This window comes from candidate division WOR-3 bacterium (assembly GCA_029858255.1).
Lineage (GTDB): Bacteria > Hydrothermota > Tepidihabitantia > SM23-42 > SM23-42 > SM23-42.
Window position 1 is genome coordinate 169,106 of sequence record JAOUFJ010000001.1, and the last position, 20,819, is coordinate 189,924.

A 20,819-nucleotide genomic window follows, 5' to 3' on the forward strand; every position below is an offset into this window, starting at 1 on the left:
CTCGTTGTGGATTCACCTCCTTTCGCTTTGAATGCTTGTAGCATCCTATACTGTTCGAATTATATATAACATTGAGAATATGTCAAGATTTGTTCCCGAACATTTCTTGGCTTGACTAATCATGCTATTCCTGTATGATGTATGGAACCCACTACAGATATGATTAAACTAAATGATCTTGAGTATTCGATCGGTGAGCGGACATTGATCCATAAAGTCAATGCGAGCATTAACGTTCGCGACCGCATCGGATTGGTTGGACCTAACGGCAGCGGCAAGACAACGATGCTCCGTATCATGAAGGGTGACGTCATGCCGTCGAATGGGTACGTCGAACGGCGGCGCGGCCTCAAGTTTGGTTATCTTCCACAGGAGGATATGGTTTTGCATGGCAGCAGGTTGAAAGACGAGGTGCTGCGCGAATACAACGATTGTCTGCGCCAGCTGGGGATCGCGAGAGAAAATATCAGTGCTGATCCACATTCGCGAGAGTCGATGAAGGCGTGTGAGCGGGCTGAAGAAAAATTTCACAAGATGGGCGGATATGGTTACGAGAATAAGGCATATCGTGTACTTGCCGGGTTGGGTTTTGCGCAAGAAGAATACGATAAGAAGGTTGAAGAATTCTCGAGCGGTTGGCAGATGCGCATCGTGCTGGCGCGAATACTACTAAATAGACCCGACGTGCTGATGCTCGACGAGCCGACCAATCATCTGGACATTGAATCCATTCAGTGGCTGGAGGAATATCTCCAGGCTTTTGGCGGCGCAATAATCGCCGTTTCTCATGACCGGTATTTTCTGGACAAGTTGCTCCAGAGTCCAAATGGTGTTTGCGGCATTTGGGAGCTGGATGACGGCGTATTCCGTGCGTACCGCGCTAACTATACCGATTACCTTCTGCAGTCAGATTTGAGGAAAGAGAAACTCGTCCAGCGGGCCAAGGTTCAGGAGAAGCGCGTCCGGGAAATAGAGGAGTTCATTGCCCGCAACAAAGCCAACAAATCGAAGGCAAAATTGGTCAGAAGTCGAGAGAAATATCTTGGACGGCTCGAGCGTATTCGGGTCGAGCGGGAGAGACGGAGGCTCAGGGTTGAGTTTCCGGTCGCCGAAGTTCACAGCCGCAGGCTGGTCGAACTGAAGAATATCACAAAAAGATATGGCGAAAGGACTATCTTCAGAAATGTCAATTTCACGATCGAGAAGGGTGATAAGATCGCCCTGATCGGAAAGAATGGAGCAGGTAAATCCACGCTCAGCCGTATCATCTGCGGGCTCGAAGATCCTTCCGGAGGCGAGTGCCGGGTGAGCGACCGATTACAGGTCGGTGTTTTCTCACATGACCTCGTGCGTGCGCTTGATCCAAAATCCATGGTTGTTGATGAGGTGCTCAAGGACTCGCTTCCCGAAGTCCGCCAGAAAATCCGCACTTATCTGGGATTGTTTCTTTTTTCGGGTGATGACATCAACAAGAAAGTGGGGGTTTTGAGCGGGGGCGAAAAAACGAGGCTCGTTATACTAAAATCCATGTTGACATCCTCCAATCTCCTGGTTCTCGATGAACCGACGTATCATCTGGATAAGGAATCTACCGATTCTATACAGCATGCAGTACAGCTCTACGAAGGAGCAGTAGTGCTGGTGACCCATGACCGTGACCTGATCAATGCCTTTGCACGGCGGATAATAGAAATGAAAAGGGGACAAATCCTCGATTATCCGGGTGATTTTTCTTACTACTTGCGGAAAAAAAGAAATGATGGTATGCCGCATGAAATGAAGAGAGTCCCGAAGAAAAAACCTTCGAAGCTTGACATGATAAAGAGTCAGATCGCTGCCAAAGAAGAGCGGCAGGAGAAACTGCGCGCCACTTTTATGCGTGGGGTGCCGGATAGCAGTTCTAAGAAATCACGGCGTCTGTTTGAAGAGTATCAGAGACTTACGCAGGAAATTCAAGACCTTCAGGAACAGCTTAACGGCGAGGTGAGTGATGTACACAGAAAATAGGAATACGACGAAGAACCGTCGCGTGATCGGTACGAAAGCATACAATCTGTTTCGGCTTGCCAGCATGTTCAGGGTGCCCGAATTTTGCGTTATCTCCACTCGAGCATATAGAGAGTATAAAGCCAGTGGGAAAATTTCACCATTGCTCAGGGCGGAGATAGAAAACGCTCTGGTTCATTCTTTAAGGAGGGGCAGGGTTGCGGTTCGTTCATCCTGCACTGCTGAGGACCTTGCCGGCATTTCATTCGCTGGTATGTATTCGACCTTGCTCAATGTTGAGGATCCCCGCCATGGTATGCGGGCGGTCGTTGAGGTATGGGAATCGGCGGGTTCGCCGCGTGTGTCGGAATACAGCAAGCAGATGGACGTTCCTGCGGGTGATATGGCCGTGATCATCCAGCACCAGCTTGACCCCGAAGTGAGCGGTGTCATGGTGACCCAGAGTCCATTCTCTATCAATGAAGTGCTGATAGAATGCTGTGAGGGTCTCGGTGATAAACTGGTCAGTGGCAAGATCATGCCCACCCGGTACCGGATAAGGAATAAGAGGATGATCCAAAAGAGAGGGAAGGATATTCTATCGCAGAAACAGGTGTCCGAATTGATAAAGGTCGGTAAGAAGATCGAAGGTTTCTTCGCGGCACCGCAGGACGTAGAATGGGCATTTCAAAAAGGCAGACTCTTTATCCTTCAATCGCGGCCCGTGTTCGTTCAGGTGCCCGCTCCCGGGAAGAAAGGAACCGTGTGGTGCAACGCAAATGTGAGAGAGACGATTCCTGACCCGATTTCGCCCATGGGCTGGTCAATATTCGATTCATCCTTCTTCCCGGCTATCATGATCGACGTTTTTAGTTTTCCGATAAGTGAAGATACATACCGTAAATTCCGTCCTGTGGAAATGCTGTCGGGAAGATTATATTGGAACATGAATAACACCCTTGCTTATGGAAAAGTGATCGGTCCGCTCCTCGATTTTATGGGTGGTGATAATGCCGTAGACCCGCAGATGGCCGTTGCATTTAGATCGGTAGACATCAACAGCCTGCCCGAGATTCTCCCCAAACCGAAGATGTTCGCCTTTACTATTACTGCCCTCATTCGCCTCCTCTACTACCTCACGCTTGCTTTTGTCAGATATGGCTGGATGCGCAACAAAATAGCCCTCGCGAACGAAGGGATCGATGCTTACTACAGAGATTTTGAGCCGAGTGAAGAATTGAAGGTCATGACCGAAAAGACATCGGACTGGGAAAAGCTGATATTAAACAGATTCGCAAGGAAATACTTCGGGGGGATCTTGCTGGGTAGTTTTTACCTGGCATTGCTCGGTGTTTTGCTGAGCGTGAGGCTTGGGAAAAGAGGAGAGACATTAGCCCGCAGGTCGATAATTGGCATCATCGACAAGACAGGTGAAATGGCAATTAGCATAAATCGGCTGGCGACAATGGCTAAACATAAATTAGGTATCGTCAGCATGGCGCGTCTCAAAAGACTCTATCGTAAGGATCCCGAATTCCGGCAAAACATAGGGAATTTTATGATTGATTTTGGCCATCGCGGTCCGGCTGAGTTTGATATCGCCAGTGTCAACTGGCGTGAGGACTATTCCATGCTGTTCAAGGTTATCGCGACGGCAAAGGACAGCGCTCAATATTTTGTCCGGCGTGACGATGTTATCAAAGAAATAATCAAGAACTCGAGGCCATACGAACGTTTCGTGCTCAAGGCGATAATACCGCGCCTCGAAGCGTTCATCCCCCTGCGGGAAAATGGAAAGCACTACTACTTGAAGACAACCGCTAAGACGAAAGATCAATTGTTGTTGAGCGGACAACAATTGACTGACAAAGGATACATGAGGAAACCGCGTGATATTTTCTTTCTGACCCTGCGTGATCTGGAGCGTATTGCAGCCGCCCGAATGACAAAGCGCGAAGTTCGGACCACGGTCGAAGAGCGCAAGAGACAGTGGCGCGAATATGCAGATGCTGAAGTGCCCGATATCATCTACGAGAATGGTATGCGGGTTATGACGAGAGTTAAGAAATCAAATATTTTGACGGGGGAATCGCTGAGTTCTGGCCGGGTCAAGGCTCGGGCGCGCATCATCAGGGATTTTTCAAAGATCAACAGACTTAAGCAGGGTGAGATATTGGTCACCCATCACGCCGACCCGGGATGGACGCCACTATTCACCGTCGCATCCGGTTTGGTGATCGAAGTTGGCGGGGTCATTTGTCATGCAGCGATGGTCGCACGTGAACTCGGCATACCGGCAATATCGATCACCGGCGCAACATCACTCATTACTGATGGTTCAACCATTGAGTTGAATGCGGATGAGGGCAGAGTCGTCATGCACTGAAGATTCGAGCAGAAAACCCCCCGCGGCGGCGCGCGTGTTGACAGCGAGTGCCGGAGAAGTGTTATTTCTTCCGCTCTAACTGCTCTTCGAAGAATTTCTTTGCGGCCGCTTGTTGGGCTTTCTTTTTTGAATCACCCGAACCGCGGCTAATACGTTTCTTGTCGATGTAAAGATCGACATGGAATACCTTACGGTGTGGTGGCCCATGAGATTTTGCCACCCGGTATCCGATACTGCACTGATTCTTCATGGCCCATCTATTGAGCATGGATTTGTAATCGAGCAATCCTGAAAAATCCTTCTTGAGGATATGTTTTTGCACGAAAGCCCGTGCACGGGCCAGGCCGCTGTCAAGGTAGATGGCGCCGATGAGTGCTTCCAGAGCACCGGCGATATTCGAGGGCCGCTCTCGGCCTCCGGTGAGTTCTTCGCCCTTGTCCATCAGAAGGAATTCGCCAATACTTAATTCCTTACCGATACGGTGGAGTGAATCAGTGTTAGTATACTTTATCTTTATCTCATTCAATTTGCCCTCGGCCAATTCAGGGAATTTCTTGTGCAGGTATTCGCGCACGATCAGTTCCAGCACCGCATCTCCAAGGAATTCGAGCGTTTCGTTCGATTTGGCGGATTTCTTCGCCGCGTTTCCTTGAAAGGACGAGTGTGTGAGGGCAAGTTTAAGCAGTGCTTTCTTTCGGAAGCTAACCCTTAGCTTCTTCTCGATTGTTTTATAATTGAACGATGGCATCGATTTCCACCGTTACATTCCTGGGTAATGAAGCAACAAAAGTCGTAGTACGTGCAGGAGGTTCATCGCTGAAGTACTGCGCATATGCCTCATTCATAGGGATAAAATCCTCGGTTTTTATCAGGTACACGGTCGTCTTAACGACTGCGGACATGTTTGCACCGGCGGCTTCGATCACTGCCTTCAGGTTATCCAGAACCTGCTTTGTCTGTTCGGCGACGCCTCCGCTAATTATGTCGCCAGTGGCCGGGCTGATGGCTATCTGCCCTGCCGTAAATAAAAAGCCGTTTGCCTTTATTGCCTGCGAGTACGGTCCGATGGCTGCTGGAGCCTTGTCGGTATTGACTACACTTTTCATTAGTTACTCCTTTCCTACGACACCCTCATTGATGACGAATTTTTCAACGCCAACGTAAAATATCTCGGATATATGGCTGTATTTTCTTGGTTCAAAGACAAGCCAGCCATCAAGTTTCATCGCTTCCAGGATATCGAGCGCTGCCGGCTTGTCGGTGAACCCACCGAATTTAATACGGTAAAGGGCTGCTGTATCTACGAAAACGGGTATCCTTTTATCCCTGAATTCTTCATACATTTGCATGGCATAGGTTGGATTTGAGAAGGCGCCGAGCTGTAAGTACCATAGTGAATCAGCTCGTGGTAATGACGGCAGGATTTGCGCCAGCTCTCGCCGGTGATATCTCAGTTTTGACACACGTCCTGGTGAATTTTCGATCAAATACATTTCACCGTGAATGTTGATGCCGATAAGGTAACCCGAACTGGCATCTTGCAGGAGCTGCGCAATATTGTTTTGGTTCTGCAGCCATCCGCCGATCCTGAAGGTGAGCGAATCGAGCCAGAAGATCGCGTCATCGGTCAACAGCGTTGAACCGCAAACGCTCCGCACGCGCGGCAGTGGCTGACAATCAATCAACTCCCCTTCTCTCGTCATGAGAAAAATACCCTGGTCAGAAACTATGCACAAATCTTCATTCCAGCTGGCGAGGGCCTTCGCCTCGAAATTCAAATGTATTCTTTTCTGCATCTTCATCGTAAGGTCAAGGATCGCCAGATCTTGTCCAACCTCCAGTCCGATGAAAATCATACCTCGAGGATCGTAGATGATGTCCTTCATACGTTTTACCGTCGTCCTTGCGATTGTTTTTCCCGACTCGATGTTAACCGCCCTCACCGTGCTGCGCGCGCCGGCATCGCTCAGAAGAAAGATGCTAGGTTGACCACGAATACTGATAAATGTTTGATCTTTGATGATCGGCCTGTGGTCGCCGCGCTCAATGCCAATGCCTGATTTGAAGGCAAGATTCGTGCGGTCGAGCGCAATAATTTCGTCGGTCGATATCAAGATGATCTCCGTGTTCCGAAGCAGAATATAATTGAATCGGAGTGGTAGCGGCGTCCTGTCGATGATCCGTGCACTCGTAGGGTCGATCTTGTACAGGCAATCATCCGTGACAATATATGTGAAATCGGCGGCGACGTAATCAATGATCGGTCTTGGGAGGTTGATTGCATCAACTGTCTCGTGCTCGATGTCCAATGAGTAGAGCGTGGAATCTACTAAAAATGTCGAGTACAGGAAGGGCATTAAGAGCGTATATATGAGCATGATTAATATTAGGCTAAAAACGCGGAAAATCAATAGTAGGTTTCGCTGGCCCCTGTCATACCATTGGATTCTGCCGGTCTAAATGCGTACTTTCAGTATTGACTTTGGGAGAATATTAAATAGAATTAAATCAAGGAGGCACGATGAAAAAACTAATCTTCCTCGGTATTGTCATTCTTTTTATTGCTTGTCCACCCACTGCAAAAAATTCGGCCAGAATATATATTCAGCGGGGCGATTATGAAGCTGCAAAAGCGCAGATTCTGTCCGGGCTTGAGAAAACGCCAAATGATTATGAGTATTATGGTTTGCTGGCAAAGGTGGAGATCGGAATGGCTAACTGGCTGGCTGCGACCGATGCGTTCATGCGAGGCGTAGCGATAGACTCAGCCATGACGGTGAACTGGATGATGACCGATAAGCAAAATATCCCGGTTTACTGGCAAGCTTTTTATAACGCAGCGATCAGTTTGATGGGTGAGAAGAAGTACGATGAAGCATTGCAGACTTTGGGTTATTGCGAAATATTCGATCCCACGAACGTGAGCCAATATATTCTCGAAGGAGGGATATACAGCGAATTGGGTGAAATTGATAAGGCTAATGCCGCTTACGCAAAAGCATTGAATATTGACCCAGAGAACCCCGAGGCGTATTTTCTTGTCGGAAAGGCAATATTTGAAAAAGGGGTCTTCGATTCATCAGTTGTCAGTTTCAAAGAGGCCGAGAAATACTTCCTTATAAGGTACGAACGTACGTTAAAAGTTCTTTTCCAGAATTTGCCAGCGGTTGACAAGGATATTGCGAAAGAGATCGTTTCACTATGGGCAAAAAAGGACGAGGATGGACTCGACCAGCTGGTTAAAGTCCAGCTCGGTTTTGATGGCGGGTTGAATGCACAAAGGAGGACGCTGGAGCAATTCTACAGAACCTCCGATGGTATGTCGCGTACTTATTATTATATGGGAATGGCTTACTACAATTTGAGAAACGAAGAGATGGCTCTGCAGAATTTGTTGAAAAGTCTTGATATCAAGGACGATGACGTCGACGCATTGTACTATACCGGTGAGTTATATGTGAAGCAGAAGAAGTTCGATGAATCTATAGCCCTCTTTGACAAAATAACCAAGGTAAATGCAGATGATGCATATGCATGGTTCTATCTCGGCGTCAATTACACGCAGAAGAAGGAATACCAGAAGGCGGTTGATATCTATGAAAACAAGGTTCTTGCACTGGAACCGGAAAATATTGACGCGATGACGAATTTGGCCTACGTGTACAGGGAGATGGGTAATAACAAGAAGGCTCTAGAATGGTTAACCAAGGCGGAGAAACTGCAAAAGGAGTAATCGATGAATAGCATAAAAGCAAAAGAAAGGATACTAACCATTTTTATCTTTATTGCCTTTGTGGGTCTTTTGATCGTGGTTGGCTATCCAATCTACAAAGAGTCCCTGCCTTCCGAGGTAAGGTTTGGCGTCGATAAATCCTTTAACACAGTGCCTTTCTATGTCGCCTTGATGGATACGACGAGGAATTACTTCGCCCTGGAAAAGGTCAAAGCCGAGTTTGTTGAGGTTAAAGGCGACCCGCTTGAAGGGATCAAGAACGGCGAATATGATGTTGCCGTTGTTCCCTGGTATTGGCTGATCATATCGCCGAGCCTGAACGGAGATACAGTAAAGGCCTTTGGCTCGCTGGAGATAAAATCAGGCAGGTCAATGGATGCGTTCATCGTTCCTGCAAAGTCCAAAATCACACGGCTCAGGGATATCGGCGGTAAACGTTTGGGATTCCTCGCGCGCGATGAGTACTTTGTCAATTTGATCATGACGGAAATGAGCGAAGACCTGGATCTCAAAAAGGTTGAGTATGTGCCACTGAGTGCCGAGGAAATCAGCCGTGCCTTTGAGGATAAAAAAGCCGATGTTCTGTATGTGCTCGACCCGTACCGCGCCTATATGATATACTCGGGTAATTCAGTGATTGCCGAGGGTCTGGCATCGACGTACATTGTTCCTAATATACCATACGGCGCTCTTGTTATGCGTAAGAATTTTGTCACTACCGAGAAAAGATTGGCCGCAATACGCGTTAAGAATGCAGTTGAAGCGGCATTGGCTTACCTGTCGCGGAGCCCCGATGTGGCAAAACGTTATGTCCTGAGACTTAACGGGATGCCAGAAGAGGGCGAATTGGCGACGAATATGAGAACACCGGAGTTCGAAAGGCTTGCTGAGATCGGCGTCAAGAGTGTTGAAAATCTGCAGACCGAGCTGGTAAAAAGAGGCATAGGTACTTGCGGTATAAAACCCTCTGAGTTTCTTTTCGAAAAAATTGATTTCGCGAGATAATCCCGGTCGTGCTAGACGGGGAGCTAGCGGTGCCCTGATGCCCGATGCAAATCAGGATGACCCGAAATCCGCTTATGCGGGGTCGAATACTTTGATTGAGTTAGGATGTTCAGGGGCAACAGCAGGGAATTGAAGTACGTTGACGGTCGGGTCTTGCGATAGTACCGTCTACAAACTCCGTCAGGTCCGGAAGGAAGCAGCGGTAAGTAGAAAGGGCTAGTCACAAGGTAGCCTGCTCTGAGTTCTTCGCCTTGCTGTTCCTGATCTTTCTTGCGAAACAAGTTGCACGACCGGTTTGTTCCGACACTATAATGGGTATCTTCAAAATATGGAACTCGAATTGTGAGGAGACGACTTTGAATTACTTTTACATAAATCCTAAATCCGAAATACTGAATTCCGATCAACAATTTTCCGAATATACTACGGTTTTAGTTATTGGAGTTTGATAGTTTGAAATTATTTGATATTTGGTGCTTGGGATTTGGGATTTATCGAACGCCGCGAGGATTATTGTGAATCATCGTGTTATTTCGCTCCGCTACCGACCTCAGGACTTTGATGAATTGACAGGCCAGCGCCACGTGGTGCTTTCGCTTAAAGGGGCGATAGGCAGTGGCCGAATTGGGCATGCCTTCCTTTTCTCCGGTCCGCGTGGGATTGGCAAGACAACGGCTGCTCGAATATTCGCCAAGAGCTTGAATTGTGTAGAAGGTCCTACAGTCCATCCATGTCAAAAGTGCCAGTCGTGCCGCGAGATCGCACAGAGCCGCAGCATCGATGTGGTTGAAGTCGACGGTGCGTCGACGCGCGGCATCGACGAGATCAGAAACCTGCGTGAGTCAGTACAATACTCTCCGCTGTACGGTAAACACAAGATATATATCATCGACGAAGTGCATATGCTCACCCCCGAAGCCTTCAATGCCCTCCTGAAAACACTTGAGGAACCACCATCCTCCGTGAAGTTTATATTCGCCACGACAAATCCTGGTAAGGTACCCCAGACAATACTATCACGTTGTGAACGATTCGCTTTCAAGCGCTTATCTGTGAAAGAGATCTGCAGCCGCTTGAAGTCGATAACGGAGAAGGAGAATATCAGTATTACCGATAAGGCGTTGCACTACATCGCATTGAGGGCCGATGGTAGCATACGAGACGGTGAGAGCCTTCTTGAGCAGCTAATATCCTTTGTGGAAGGAACGATCACGGAGGATGATGTTTTCAAACTCGTTGGATTCATGAGCAGTGAATTCTATTTCGACCTGCTGCAAAAAATAATACAGGGAAATCACGCGGATGTGCTGACTGCACTGAACACAGGTATTGAGGATGGGGCGGATCCGCTGGAGATATATCGTGGTGTGGTCGATTATTTGCGTGCTGCGCTCTTTGTGTACAGTGATATGCCACAGGAATTTCTGGATTTGAGTGATGATGAAATAAAAAAAATCCGCTCCCTGGATATTGATAGAGAGAAGATAATGCACATGCTTGAAGTGCTTTTGAAATCGGAGGAGATGGTCAGAAGATCCATCAATACACGGATCGTCATTGAACTGCTATTTTGCCAATTGATTCAGGGTGATGGTCCAGCACAGGTGACAAAGGATAGGGCAGACAAGGGTGATTTCAAGCAGCAATTACTCGCGGTCCTGCAGGCACAGAGTCCCAAGCTCTCGGCGCTGATACAGAAATCTTCTGTTGAGGTCAAGGAAAACAACGTCCGCGTAACTGTTGATCAGGAATTTTCCCGGAAGATTCTAACTGGCAGCAAGGACCTTTTAGAGACGATAATGAAAAAAATATTGACACGCGATGTTACGCTGCTGGTCGAAGTCGGAGAGAATATCAAGAAGGAAAATAATCTTGAAGATGCAATAAGGGCGCTATTCGATGGAGAGGAAGTAAGATGAAGAATTTCATGAAGGAAGCCCAGAAATTACAGTCGAAGTTATTGGAGCAGCTCCGCGCGATAAAAGTTGAAGGTAGTGCGGGCGGTGGTATGGTAACCATCCAGATGGATGGGGAACAAAATGTGATCGCGGTCAAGATCGAACCACAGATTTTCGAGGAGAAGGACGTGGTAATGCTTGAAGATCTTATAGTTGCCGCGTATAGCGACGCAAAGAGGAAGATTCTGGAAAAAACGCAGGAGAGCCTGAAGTCTCTAACCGGCTTTCCTCTGCCTCCTTTTTGATACACCGGGTTACTCAATCAATAATATTTTCCCCGTTCTTTCTTCCAGATTGCTGTACATCCTGTAGAAGTAGGCACCCCGGGGCAACCTGTTGCCCTGTTCATCGGAAAGGTCCCAGAAAATTTCAGTATGTCCTGCATCAAAGGTAGCATCGGTAATGATCCTGATCAGCTGTCCGAGGACATTGTACGCTGCAATCCTGACATGTGCTGATTCGTGCAGATCAAAGTTAAATGATATGTTGTCCCGCGTTGGGTTTGGTGATGCTACTATTCCATTAAATATGTCCGTTGCGTAATGTTCATAGACACCTGGATTTCCTTCGATCACAAATGAGTAGCTCTGCGGTGGTACGTGTTTTGGAGAGGTGCACAGGGTTCCTTCTTCGTTCTGTACTGCCAGATAGTAGTGGATTGTATCGTCAGCATGTTGTGCCGGTATATACGCCGAATACACCCCTGGTGTATCGACAACCGGGCCCAATGGCACCGTAGTATAAACTCCGTCGTTTATGCAATAGTAAATCAATGTCGAATCACTGATCAATGCGCTCGATGTAGTTATTTCGGCACGTATGCGGTAATCGTTCAAGGTGTCAATTGTGTTGGGCAAGGGATAATGCCTGACGTGGATATATTCGGCTTCGGGCGCCGTGATGGTGATGCAATGTATAGCGCCCCCCGAACCCGACATGGCGGCGCAATCGATGCCGATGATTTCATGGTCCGGTAGTGCCTGCTGGTAGACAAAAAGGGCAGTATCATCTTCCGCCAGATTATAGAGCGGAACCAGAACTTTGTTATTGACAAAGAGTGAATTAAGATAAGATGGTGGTGCATCCGACGTAGACCATGGCATGGGGATGCGAACGATCCTGTAAGGGAAACCTTCGCGGTTTGTGCAGCGGCTGATAGAATCGGCGTTGTCGTTCAGCATGGTGTAATTGGGATGACCAGGCGCATATTCGCCGACCATGACCAGCGTGTCATTCAATATCTTGGTCCAGAGGTCGATATGCCCGGTGTATTCGATATTGATCCTCGGCAGTATAACAAATTGGTCGAGCCCGCTGTAGGAGAGCATTAGTGATTCGATCTGCGTCGTGGTAAGCCATGGGTTTTCCTGCTGTATGAGCGTGCTCGCGAAGCCTGTCCCCAAGCCATCTACCATGAAGTTACCTCCGGCGTGCTCCAGGGGCGAACCGTAGACTGGAATCCCCCAGGATTGGCCGATACGCCACGGTATGGTGTCGTCAAGCGGCCGCGGTCGATTGTACATGAAATCAACAATTCCTTCTGCGTTATCATGTTCGCGCATGAACCATGGTCCGTAATCTCTTATCCATATCGAATTCCTGGGCCATACGTAGAAATACAACGAGTCAAGCGAAATATTGTAGGACTGCAGGTAACTGATAATACTGTTCTGCTCGCTGGTGCTGCCGACGATTATGTATACCCTGCAGATCTCACCTGCTTCCTCCACGATCTGCCTGAATATCGGATTGGTCGAGGATGAGCCGTATATCCAGGTAACAAAAATACCCCTGAGCTGTTCAAATTCGGCCGGCGTCTCAACCCATCCGTCGGGCGGTGCAGTTACCCTGTGTCCCCTGCCAATTTCGTCGACCATAAGACTTTCTTCTTTTGTCATCCATTGTGGTAACAATGGCTCGCCACTGGCAGTCAATACCGCTGCCAACAACAACATGTTCATAGAACCTCCAGTAAACTCCGTGATATCATTATTGCGTTATTCTTGTTGAATATCCGGCCGGTCACGCCCGCATGCTCTTTTTGTGCTCAGCCAGCTTGGCAAAAAACAGTTCTCTGATTTCCTCGAGCCTCGCTTCGGTCTTTGCCTCAAACCTGAGGACGAGCACAGGTTGGGTATTGGAAGGTCTTATCAATCCCCACCCGTCATCAAAATCTACGCGCACGCCGTCAATATCTATGACACGGTACGATTTTTTGAAATCAGCCTTCAGTGTTTCGACGATCTCGAACTTCGCTGCGTCGGTAGTGTCGATTCTTATCTCGGGGGTGGAATAATACTTAGGTACCCTCGAGGCAAGTTTTGAAAGTGATTCGCCTCTGCTGAGTATCTCGCATAATCTTAATGCCGCATACATGGCATCATCATATCCATAGTAGCGGTCGGCGAAGAAAACGTGCCCGGACATTTCACCGGCCAAGGGCGCATCTTCTTCCTTCATTTTCGCCTTGATCAGAGAATGGCCGGTTTTATACATAATGGGTTTGCCGCCCAATTCCCGGATTCTTTCGATCAATCCCTTGGAACACTTCACTTCGAAGATGATCTTGGCGCCTGGCATGCGCGAGAGCAGGTCTTCGGCATATACGGCCAGCAGGACATCCCCCCATATTACCTGACCATTTTCATCGAGCGTTCCGATGCGATCGCCATCTCCATCAAATCCAATCCCGCATGCATAGCCGTCATTTTTTACCGTATCGATAAGTGCTTTGATATGTTCTGGCACCACTGGATCCGGAATATGGTTGGGGAAATTTCCGTCCGGTGTTTTGAACAACATAAGATGTTCAACACCCAGTTTGTTGAGTATTTTTTCGAATACAGGACCACAGGTTCCATTCCCTGTATCAACCGCGATCCTCATACCCTTTTTTACCTTTACTGAACGCGTAACATATTCAATGTAATCATCCGTGATTTCTCTCTCTTCAGTAGTACCTTTCCCCGATGCGAAATCACCGTTCTCTATTAGCTTTCTAAGACTCTGGATTTCGGCTCCGTATATTGTCCGGCGGTCATATGCAACCTTGAAGCCATTGAACTCTTTCGGATTGTGGCTCGCCGTTATCATTATACCATTTCCAGTATCATAATGAAACAGCGAGAAGTATAGCAGGGGCGTTGGAACCATGCCGATATCGATGATGTCACAGCCCGTGTCGTTTAGACCTTTTATCAGTGCGGCGGCGATGCGTGGCGACGAAATGCGCATATCACGCCCAATGATGATTTTTTTCTGTCCAAGATTTCTGTAATAAGTACCAACGCCGCGCGCAAAGACGGTGATATTCTCATCGCTCAAATCGGTTTCTGCAAGTCCCCGAATATCGTATTCCCGGAATATCGAAGGGTTTATCATTTCATCTGCTCCTCGACTCCACTGATCACTTCATCGAGGATTTTGATGGCAGCTCTGGCGTCATCTTTTGTGATCATCAGAGGGGGAGACATGCGCAGGGAACTTATGCCGGCTCCGTAGAGAATGAGCCCTCGCTTGAAGCATTCGCCTGTTATTACCTCTTTTATATTCTTTCCCTCCCTTGTAACCTGGGAAGGGAAGAATTCTTTGGGCGCCTTGTGTTGTACAAGTTCGATACCGAGCATCAATCCGAGACCGCGGACTTCACCGATGATCTTGTGGCGCTCCATCATAGCATTCAGCTCGTGTTTCAGGAAACTGCCGATGTCGTGGGCATTCTTGATATACTGTTGTTCAATGACTCTCAGGGTGGCGATGGCTGCGGCGCATATGACCGGGTTGCCGCCGAAGGTTGAACCATGGGATCCCGGTACCCATGCTCTTGGGTCGACGCCGGGATCCATGAGTGCAGCTTTGCCGATCGTGGCGCTCATTGGGAAGCCCGATGCTATCGCTTTGGCCGTGAGCGTGATGTCCGGCGCTACGCCAAAATGGTCACACGCAAACCATTTTCCCGTCCTTCCAAGGCCGCTCTGTATTTCGTCGAAAATGAGTGTTATTCCGTGATCGTCGCAGACTTTTCTGAGGGCTGGCAGAAATTCCTTGGGTGGGACTATATAGCCACCTTCGCCCTGAATTGGTTCGACCATGATCAGACTGACATCGTCCGGTGCAATGAGTCTTTCGAATATAACGTCGGTGAGATAGGATACGCAATACAGTAGTGGTACGCCATTGTAATCATGTTTGATGCACTCGGGATATTTATGGTCGAATACACATCTGTAGCAGTAAGGATATGGAACATGGTAGACTTCCGGTATCAATCCGGAGAAATGCGCGCGCTGAACCTTCTTGCTTCCCGACATCGTCATGCCGGCAAAGGTACGGCCGTGAAAAGCGCCAAGGAAACTTATCATTCTTGGCCGTCTCGTGAAGCAGCGGGCGATCTTGAGTGAAGCCTCAACCGCCTCGGCGCCCGAGCTTCCGAAATACACCCTTTTGTCATAATCGCCGGGTGTTATTTCAATCAACTTTTCGGCCAGTTCGATCTGCGGAGTGTAGTAGAAATCGGCGCCAGAAATATGGATGAGTTTACGGATTTGTTCTTCGACTGCAGATATGACGTCGGGGTGGCAGTGCCCGGTGCCAACTACGGCAAAGCCAGCGCCGAAATCGAGATACGTCTTGCCGTCGACATCGGTTACGTTTGCCCCTTGAGCGTGATCCACAACCAGTGGAATTTCACTGGTGCGGGTGTGCGCCCCGAACATGATTTTTTGGTCCCGATCAATGATCGCTCGGGCCTTTTTGCTTATTTCTGGAGAGTTGTATTTGATCATGCGTTGCTGCTCCTTTTATCCATGAATATTTGTATGTCTGTGGGTCATAGTTCCAGCAACTTCAATCCGGTATTCTCATCCAGGCGACGGGTTAGTGGTTTGTCGAAAGGAAAAAGAATAATTTCAAGGGTTGCTTGCACCACGCCTTCGAACAGGTGTCCGCCAAACGCCTGAAATTCCTTGTTAGTGATCGTAGCATGACAGTGGACCGTGATTTGACCATCGACTACAGAAATATTGCCGACAAGATTCGTGAATTCGTATTCATCTTCAAATCTCTTCTTAACGTAATTCTTCTGGTGGGCGTCAAAAAACCCCAGTTCAAGATTCTTTCCAACACCCAGACCGTAGAAGAATGCACCTTCGATCCCGGCACGCTGAATGCCTTCTCTTAGTGCCGAGATTATTTCTTCATTTTTCTCGAGACGAATCACCCAATTATTATTAAATTTTTTCATCTTCATTTACAACTCCTATTATGCTGGCTGGTACTACGTGCTCCTGTATTGTGCTAATCTATTAGCCCCAGCCACGGGCCGAGCAGGAACTGTATTCTGCCAATTAGAAGGCTGACTCTTGCCATTACCGTATAACCGAATGAAGCACCGAAACCTATCATGATGAAGATAATGCCGAGTCTTGAGGTGTGACCGAGAATGCCCTTGTGTTCTTTTGAGAAGAAAAAGTAGATGAGCGTACACGCAACACCGACCAGGATAATGACCGCCCAGATGCCGGTTGCCGTGTCTGAGAAGGTTGCTGGTGTCACTACGGTTCCCTCGAGTTGCCTGAGAACATCGGCCTGGAAATACGCGGGTATGGAAAGTCCTGCACCCCACCCAATGGTGAATCCGATCGGGATCCGCACGAGCCACGCTATCCTGGGTATGAATCTGGCAAAGTACATAAGCCCCAATAGAAGCGGCACGATGTAGATGAACTGTCCGGCGCTCAGCGGTTCAAAGAGATTCGGTTTCAACGCATTCTGCCAATAATAGACGATATAGTATCCGTTTGCCACCCCGACGAAAAGATGTTCGCCAAACTTGTAGAACGGATTATCTTTATACAGAAACGAGAATATCATCAGGGTTAAGATCGCGCCTATCCAGATCCAGGGATCACTACTCATTGGTTGCACCATCGATTACGGTGATTGAAGCTTGATTGCAGTGATGAAAAGAATTGACTGTCATTTACGTGTCGCTTTCTGGCGGCGTGAGAAGAAATAACCAACGTTACCGAGAATTATGAAGACCATTATCAGAATGTGGATCATCGACTGGGAATTCATGCCGGTCTCGGCGTTTCCAAGAGTGCGCGCATAACCATGTTCGAGCACCAGCTTTTCGTACTCCGCAGCCCCCTTCATACCCGACATCAATCCGGAGACCTGGCCGGTTTGCACGAATGGATAGTACTGCGGCGCCATGACCGCGGTAAGACCGGCGCCGACCTTAACCCCGTATCGCGTCTGAGGGTAGCGTATCCAGTCGATCGGATAGTCAGCCGAAGCAAGAATGACAACAATGGCAACGTTCTTGTAGTTCTTCACGATTTGCATGAGCGGCAGCGAGTCAATGAGATTGCCAAAATAATCCCGCGGAAAGACACCCGATATCGCCTCGCCCATATCCAGTTGTGCCGCGATCCTTCCGGATTTCCAGCCAAGGTATACGTAGTCAACGCCGTAGGTGAGCGAGTCTTCTTTCCGCTGAGCCAAGCTATCTATTTCATGTGCGACCGAAACCAGGGCATCGACCGCAAGACCGGGCGCTTCCGGGTCGAATGAGAGTCCAACGACTGGAATATCGCGGGCAAAGCAGTGCTTGAGTATCGCTTTTGCCATTGGATGGCATTCGGGCTGGGTCTGCGGTGAATAGTCAAATGAAATCATCACTGCCTTTTCTCTCGGTGGGACCGATTCAATAAAATCAAATAATCTCTGGGTTTGAGGCATGACCTTCTGAGGAATAGTGACCTTGACGAAAAATGGCAGTATCACAAGCACGGTCAGGAGTAGATAAATGATGCGCCGGTCGATCGTCGTGATCCGGTCGTACCACTTCATTCTTTTCCTCCAAGCCATGAGCGTTCGATCCCCAGGATTATCTTCAGCGCCGTAGCGATCGAACCGAACGCAACGCCGAGGAGGATACCTCGCTGTGAGGCCATGTTAGGCACCTTCATTATCCACTCGGCAAATGCAGGGAATCTCGGATGAATATACTGTCCAAAGGGCATGAAACCGATCATTACGATGAATGCCGATACCAGCAGTAACGTTGCTTCAAGGCTTCTGGCGCGAAAGGACCGGTACGCGGCTGATGCCATGTAGTACGCCAGAAGAGCGAACATCGTTCCGCCCAGAGGAGCCATGATATTGAGATAAATCCTCTGGTACAGTGAGTCAGGGTCTATTCCCCAGGCAAGACCAATGACCGCCATGGTAACCATGCCGACCAGGGTCACGATACTGTATTGCCAGTCTTCTTTTTTCCTCCTGATCTTATTCCCGTGGTGGCGAATGAGATTGCCGATGGCGAGGACCAGGGCAAAAGCCATTAAGACTATGATCCATTTATAGATCACACTGCTGAATTCTAGTGATGTTGGATGCGGGATGAAAAATTGGACGATCATGGAGATCCCCATGACAAAACAGATCGCGAGCGGAATTTTACGTTTCATTGTACCCTCAATACCGGAAGTAAATTGATGCTAAAGAAGGAAATCACAGTGAAACTCAATAAGATCACCAGGACGATGAGTTTTCCGTAATCTTGTGCTTTCAAAGATCCCAGCAGCAGTGGTTCCCTGGACAGATATGCGCTGGCAGCATATAGTTCTTCACCAATGAGCGTGTAGTCACATGCCGTAACAAAAAATGGCAGCTGCAATACCGAGTCGGTGCCCGCGATCTGAAATGCACCGGTTTGTGAACCTGTTTCCGCCATGATCAACGATTCGGCCCAGAATCGACCGATAAAGAAATTCGTGGCTGGTTTGTCGCGCATCATGATGCCGGTGATTGCGGCAGCAAAGCCAAATTGGGCCTCGGTAACGTAGCGTACGTACTCGTCTTTGAATTTTTCCGGACTACCTTCAGAAATAAAGGCTTCTTTGACTACCTCTTTTGAGACTGTATAGGTTACCGACCATCTGTTGGGAACGATCAGCGCCGTGTCGTAGCGGGCGACCTTTTTCGCGACTTCGCCAAGGATATTCATTGAAGCGATAGTAGCAGTCCAGTCAATGTCACCAAGACCGGGCACATAGAGTATCGGTCTGCCCATCTCGGTGGCCCGGCCAACTGCCTCGTCTACCGCCGCAAGCCCGGCAATTTTGCGGATGAAAAGGCCTTTACCCGAGCGTGCTTTGGTGACAAAATAGGCAACCATCGCCGTGAAAACTCCAATAGCAACGAGCACATTTATCCGACCCTTGTGAAACACTTGTGGTGACGAAACAACCGGGTTGCTCGGAGCAGAGTGGAATACTTCATCGTCCATGACCGCGGCAACAACGTACTCATATGGTACACCATCCTGTGCATTCTCGTCCTCGAAAGTACCGACGCCGCGCACCGTTGAACCAATTTTCTCATATTCTGTTTCTATGGCAGATCGTTCTCTTTTTAATATGATGTAGCCATCGATCAGAGAATCGTCAACCGAAAGAGCCCAGCTAAGAGAAATCGTGGAACCCGCGTCGTTGGGTCTGTCATGGGCTATGACATCATTTGGGGGAGATAGGCTGAGTAGAATCAGCATAAATGTCACAGCGTATTATACACGAAAAAGCAGTTATGTCAACCTGGCGCGCCAGCGGATCATACGCGGTCAGTGTATCCTGAGCAGCGGGAGCAGGTTGATTCCCAAAAAAGCCAGGATCGTAAACCCTGCGAGTATCACGAGTGCGATAAGCTTTCCGTAATCCTGTGCCTTGAGTGATCCGAGCAGGATCGGTTCGCGCGACAGATATGCGCTTGCGGCGTACAGTTCTTCGCCCATCAGCGTGTAATCGCATGCGGTCACAAAGAATGGTAGCTGCAGCACCGAATCGGTGCCGGCAATCTGAAAGGCGCCTGTTTGCGCGCCGGTTTCTGCCATGATCAATGATTCAGCCCAGAATTTACCCACGAAGAAGTTGGTTGCGGGTTTTTCACGAGTCATTATGCCGTTGACCGCAGCAGCAAAACCAAACTGAGCCTCGGTCACATAGCGCACATAATCTTCCTTGAACTTTTCTGGTCTACCCTCGCTCACAAAGGATTCTTTGACAACCTCCTTTGAGACGGTATATACGATAGACCAGGTGTTCGGTACGATGAGCTTTGTGTCATATAAGGCGATCTTTTTCGCCACCTCACCAAGAATGTTCATCGAGGCAATAGTCGCGGTCCAGTCGATATCTCCGAGACCTGGTACGTACAGTATCGCCCTGCCCATTTCTGTAGCCCGGCCAATAGCTTCTTCAACGGCTGCCAGCCCGGCGATCTGCCGGATGTAGAGATTCTTGCCGGAGCGTGCTTTGTACACGAAGTACGCGAGTAATAGCGTAAAAATGATCAGTGCGGCGAGGACATTGATCCTGCCGGTGTGGAACAACTGGGGTGCCGAAGTCACAGCGTTGCTCGGCCCTGAAGGGTATTGTATTCCGTCGATCACGGAGACTACGAGGTAGGTGTAAGTGGTACCATCTTTTGCTTCGTCATCTTCAAATGTTGACACACCCTTTATAGTGGAACCGATTCGTTGATATGACGTATCCGATGCCGCCTTTCTCATTACGACATAATTCTCTACCAGTGAATCGAGTGATGGAAGGGTCCAGCTGACTTTTATGGCCGAACCCGCATCATTAGGTTTATCTGCCGCCCTGATGCCACTCGGTGGTGCGGCGGACGTGGAGACGTAGGTGGAGTGGAACAAGACGATGATCAGAAATACCACATACTATTGTAC

Annotated in this window: 18 protein-coding genes and 1 other RNA gene; 7 read left to right on the forward strand and 12 right to left on the reverse strand. The window is 48.6% G+C overall.

Annotation, left to right across the window (positions count from 1 at the left end; translation table 11 throughout):
- Positions 1-141 precede the first annotated feature (141 nt).
- Positions 142-2,007, forward strand: a complete 1,866-nt coding sequence (locus tag OEV79_00870) for an ATP-binding cassette domain-containing protein (GenBank protein MDH4209991.1) — start codon at positions 142-144, stop codon at positions 2,005-2,007.
- The gene (locus OEV79_00875; protein MDH4209992.1) at positions 1,991-4,372 is read left to right on the forward strand and encodes a PEP-utilizing enzyme; all 2,382 of its coding nucleotides are present in this window, start codon (positions 1,991-1,993) and stop codon (positions 4,370-4,372) included. Before OEV79_00870 ends, OEV79_00875 begins: the two co-directional genes overlap by 17 nt.
- Positions 4,373-4,433: 61 nt before the next feature.
- Here the strand turns inward: OEV79_00875 and rnc are convergent, their stop codons facing one another.
- Genes rnc through OEV79_00890 form a run of 3 tightly spaced genes read right to left on the reverse strand, consistent with a single transcriptional unit; the run spans position 4,434 to position 6,750 of the window.
- Positions 4,434-5,120: a ribonuclease III gene (rnc, locus tag OEV79_00880; protein ID MDH4209993.1), complete on the reverse strand. Its 687-nt coding sequence runs from the start codon at positions 5,118-5,120 to the stop codon at positions 4,434-4,436.
- On the reverse strand, positions 5,101-5,478 hold the full coding sequence (locus OEV79_00885) for a Rid family detoxifying hydrolase (protein MDH4209994.1): 378 nt from the start codon (positions 5,476-5,478) through the stop codon (positions 5,101-5,103). Before OEV79_00885 ends, rnc begins: the two co-directional genes overlap by 20 nt.
- A 3-nt stretch (positions 5,479-5,481) precedes the next feature.
- Positions 5,482-6,750, reverse strand: a complete 1,269-nt coding sequence (locus tag OEV79_00890) for an SPOR domain-containing protein (protein MDH4209995.1) — start codon at positions 6,748-6,750, stop codon at positions 5,482-5,484.
- Between the two features lie 143 nt (positions 6,751-6,893).
- Between OEV79_00890 and OEV79_00895 the strand changes: the two genes are divergently transcribed.
- From OEV79_00895 to OEV79_00915, 5 genes are all read left to right on the forward strand, one after another.
- A complete protein-coding gene (locus tag OEV79_00895; GenBank protein MDH4209996.1) occupies positions 6,894-8,105 on the forward strand; it encodes a tetratricopeptide repeat protein in 1,212 nt (403 codons plus the stop codon).
- Between the two features lie 3 nt (positions 8,106-8,108).
- Positions 8,109-9,110, forward strand: a complete 1,002-nt coding sequence (locus OEV79_00900; protein MDH4209997.1) for an ABC transporter substrate-binding protein — start codon at positions 8,109-8,111, stop codon at positions 9,108-9,110.
- Between the two features lie 6 nt (positions 9,111-9,116).
- Positions 9,117-9,400, forward strand: an RNA gene (ffs, locus tag OEV79_00905) — signal recognition particle sRNA large type.
- A gap of 225 nt (positions 9,401-9,625) precedes the next feature.
- The gene (gene dnaX, locus OEV79_00910) at positions 9,626-11,029 is read left to right on the forward strand and encodes a DNA polymerase III subunit gamma/tau (GenBank protein MDH4209998.1); all 1,404 of its coding nucleotides are present in this window, start codon (positions 9,626-9,628) and stop codon (positions 11,027-11,029) included.
- On the forward strand, positions 11,026-11,313 hold the full coding sequence (locus OEV79_00915) for a YbaB/EbfC family nucleoid-associated protein (GenBank protein MDH4209999.1): 288 nt from the start codon (positions 11,026-11,028) through the stop codon (positions 11,311-11,313). The genes dnaX and OEV79_00915 overlap by 4 nt, the downstream gene beginning before the upstream one ends.
- Positions 11,314-11,322: 9 nt before the next feature.
- Here the strand turns inward: OEV79_00915 and OEV79_00920 are convergent, their stop codons facing one another.
- The 9 genes from OEV79_00920 to OEV79_00960 all read right to left on the reverse strand — a co-directional run bounded on the left by OEV79_00920 (position 11,323) and on the right by OEV79_00960 (position 20,807).
- A complete protein-coding gene (locus tag OEV79_00920) occupies positions 11,323-13,029 on the reverse strand; it encodes an agmatine deiminase family protein (protein ID MDH4210000.1) in 1,707 nt (568 codons plus the stop codon).
- A gap of 61 nt (positions 13,030-13,090) precedes the next feature.
- Complete coding sequence (locus OEV79_00925) at positions 13,091-14,449, reverse strand: phosphomannomutase/phosphoglucomutase (GenBank protein MDH4210001.1); 1,359 nt, start codon at positions 14,447-14,449, stop codon at positions 13,091-13,093.
- Positions 14,446-15,852 (reverse strand): aminotransferase class III-fold pyridoxal phosphate-dependent enzyme, encoded by a 1,407-nt coding sequence (locus tag OEV79_00930; protein MDH4210002.1) that lies wholly within the window; start codon positions 15,850-15,852, stop codon positions 14,446-14,448. The genes OEV79_00925 and OEV79_00930 overlap by 4 nt, the downstream gene beginning before the upstream one ends.
- A 44-nt stretch (positions 15,853-15,896) precedes the next feature.
- Entirely contained in the window at positions 15,897-16,316 is a 420-nt protein-coding gene (locus OEV79_00935; protein MDH4210003.1) for a DNA-binding protein, read from the reverse strand.
- Positions 16,317-16,363: 47 nt separating this feature from the next.
- The gene (locus OEV79_00940) at positions 16,364-16,984 is read right to left on the reverse strand and encodes a hypothetical protein (protein ID MDH4210004.1); all 621 of its coding nucleotides are present in this window, start codon (positions 16,982-16,984) and stop codon (positions 16,364-16,366) included.
- 60 nt (positions 16,985-17,044) lie between these two features.
- Entirely contained in the window at positions 17,045-17,923 is an 879-nt protein-coding gene (locus OEV79_00945; GenBank protein ID MDH4210005.1) for a hypothetical protein, read from the reverse strand.
- A complete protein-coding gene (locus OEV79_00950) occupies positions 17,920-18,543 on the reverse strand; it encodes a hypothetical protein (GenBank protein ID MDH4210006.1) in 624 nt (207 codons plus the stop codon). Before OEV79_00950 ends, OEV79_00945 begins: the two co-directional genes overlap by 4 nt.
- A complete protein-coding gene (locus tag OEV79_00955; protein MDH4210007.1) occupies positions 18,540-19,634 on the reverse strand; it encodes a fibronectin type III domain-containing protein in 1,095 nt (364 codons plus the stop codon). The genes OEV79_00950 and OEV79_00955 overlap by 4 nt, the downstream gene beginning before the upstream one ends.
- A 60-nt stretch (positions 19,635-19,694) precedes the next feature.
- On the reverse strand, positions 19,695-20,807 hold the full coding sequence (locus OEV79_00960) for a fibronectin type III domain-containing protein (protein ID MDH4210008.1): 1,113 nt from the start codon (positions 20,805-20,807) through the stop codon (positions 19,695-19,697).
- Between the last annotated feature and the right edge of the window lie 12 nt (positions 20,808-20,819).

What these genes read in the sequence shown, in the direction of transcription:
- rnc (MDH4209993.1), bottom strand. Translation starts at nt 5,120, where the DNA reads ATGCCATCGTTCAATTATAAAACAATCGAGAAGAAGCTAAGGGTTAGC.
- OEV79_00870 (MDH4209991.1), top strand. Translation starts at nt 142, where the DNA reads ATGGAACCCACTACAGATATGATTAAACTAAATGATCTTGAGTATTCG.
- OEV79_00885 (MDH4209994.1), bottom strand. Translation starts at nt 5,478, where the DNA reads ATGAAAAGTGTAGTCAATACCGACAAGGCTCCAGCAGCCATCGGACCG.
- OEV79_00915 (MDH4209999.1), top strand. Translation starts at nt 11,026, where the DNA reads ATGAAGAATTTCATGAAGGAAGCCCAGAAATTACAGTCGAAGTTATTG.
- OEV79_00895 (MDH4209996.1), top strand. Translation starts at nt 6,894, where the DNA reads ATGAAAAAACTAATCTTCCTCGGTATTGTCATTCTTTTTATTGCTTGT.
- OEV79_00930 (MDH4210002.1), bottom strand. Translation starts at nt 15,852, where the DNA reads ATGATCAAATACAACTCTCCAGAAATAAGCAAAAAGGCCCGAGCGATC.
- OEV79_00900 (MDH4209997.1), top strand. Translation starts at nt 8,109, where the DNA reads ATGAATAGCATAAAAGCAAAAGAAAGGATACTAACCATTTTTATCTTT.
- OEV79_00935 (MDH4210003.1), bottom strand. Translation starts at nt 16,316, where the DNA reads ATGAAGATGAAAAAATTTAATAATAATTGGGTGATTCGTCTCGAGAAA.
- OEV79_00875 (MDH4209992.1), top strand. Translation starts at nt 1,991, where the DNA reads ATGTACACAGAAAATAGGAATACGACGAAGAACCGTCGCGTGATCGGT.
- OEV79_00950 (MDH4210006.1), bottom strand. Translation starts at nt 18,543, where the DNA reads ATGAAACGTAAAATTCCGCTCGCGATCTGTTTTGTCATGGGGATCTCC.
- OEV79_00890 (MDH4209995.1), bottom strand. Translation starts at nt 6,750, where the DNA reads ATGCTCATATATACGCTCTTAATGCCCTTCCTGTACTCGACATTTTTA.
- OEV79_00945 (MDH4210005.1), bottom strand. Translation starts at nt 17,923, where the DNA reads ATGAAGTGGTACGACCGGATCACGACGATCGACCGGCGCATCATTTAT.
- OEV79_00925 (MDH4210001.1), bottom strand. Translation starts at nt 14,449, where the DNA reads ATGATAAACCCTTCGATATTCCGGGAATACGATATTCGGGGACTTGCA.
- OEV79_00940 (MDH4210004.1), bottom strand. Translation starts at nt 16,984, where the DNA reads ATGAGTAGTGATCCCTGGATCTGGATAGGCGCGATCTTAACCCTGATG.
- OEV79_00920 (MDH4210000.1), bottom strand. Translation starts at nt 13,029, where the DNA reads ATGAACATGTTGTTGTTGGCAGCGGTATTGACTGCCAGTGGCGAGCCA.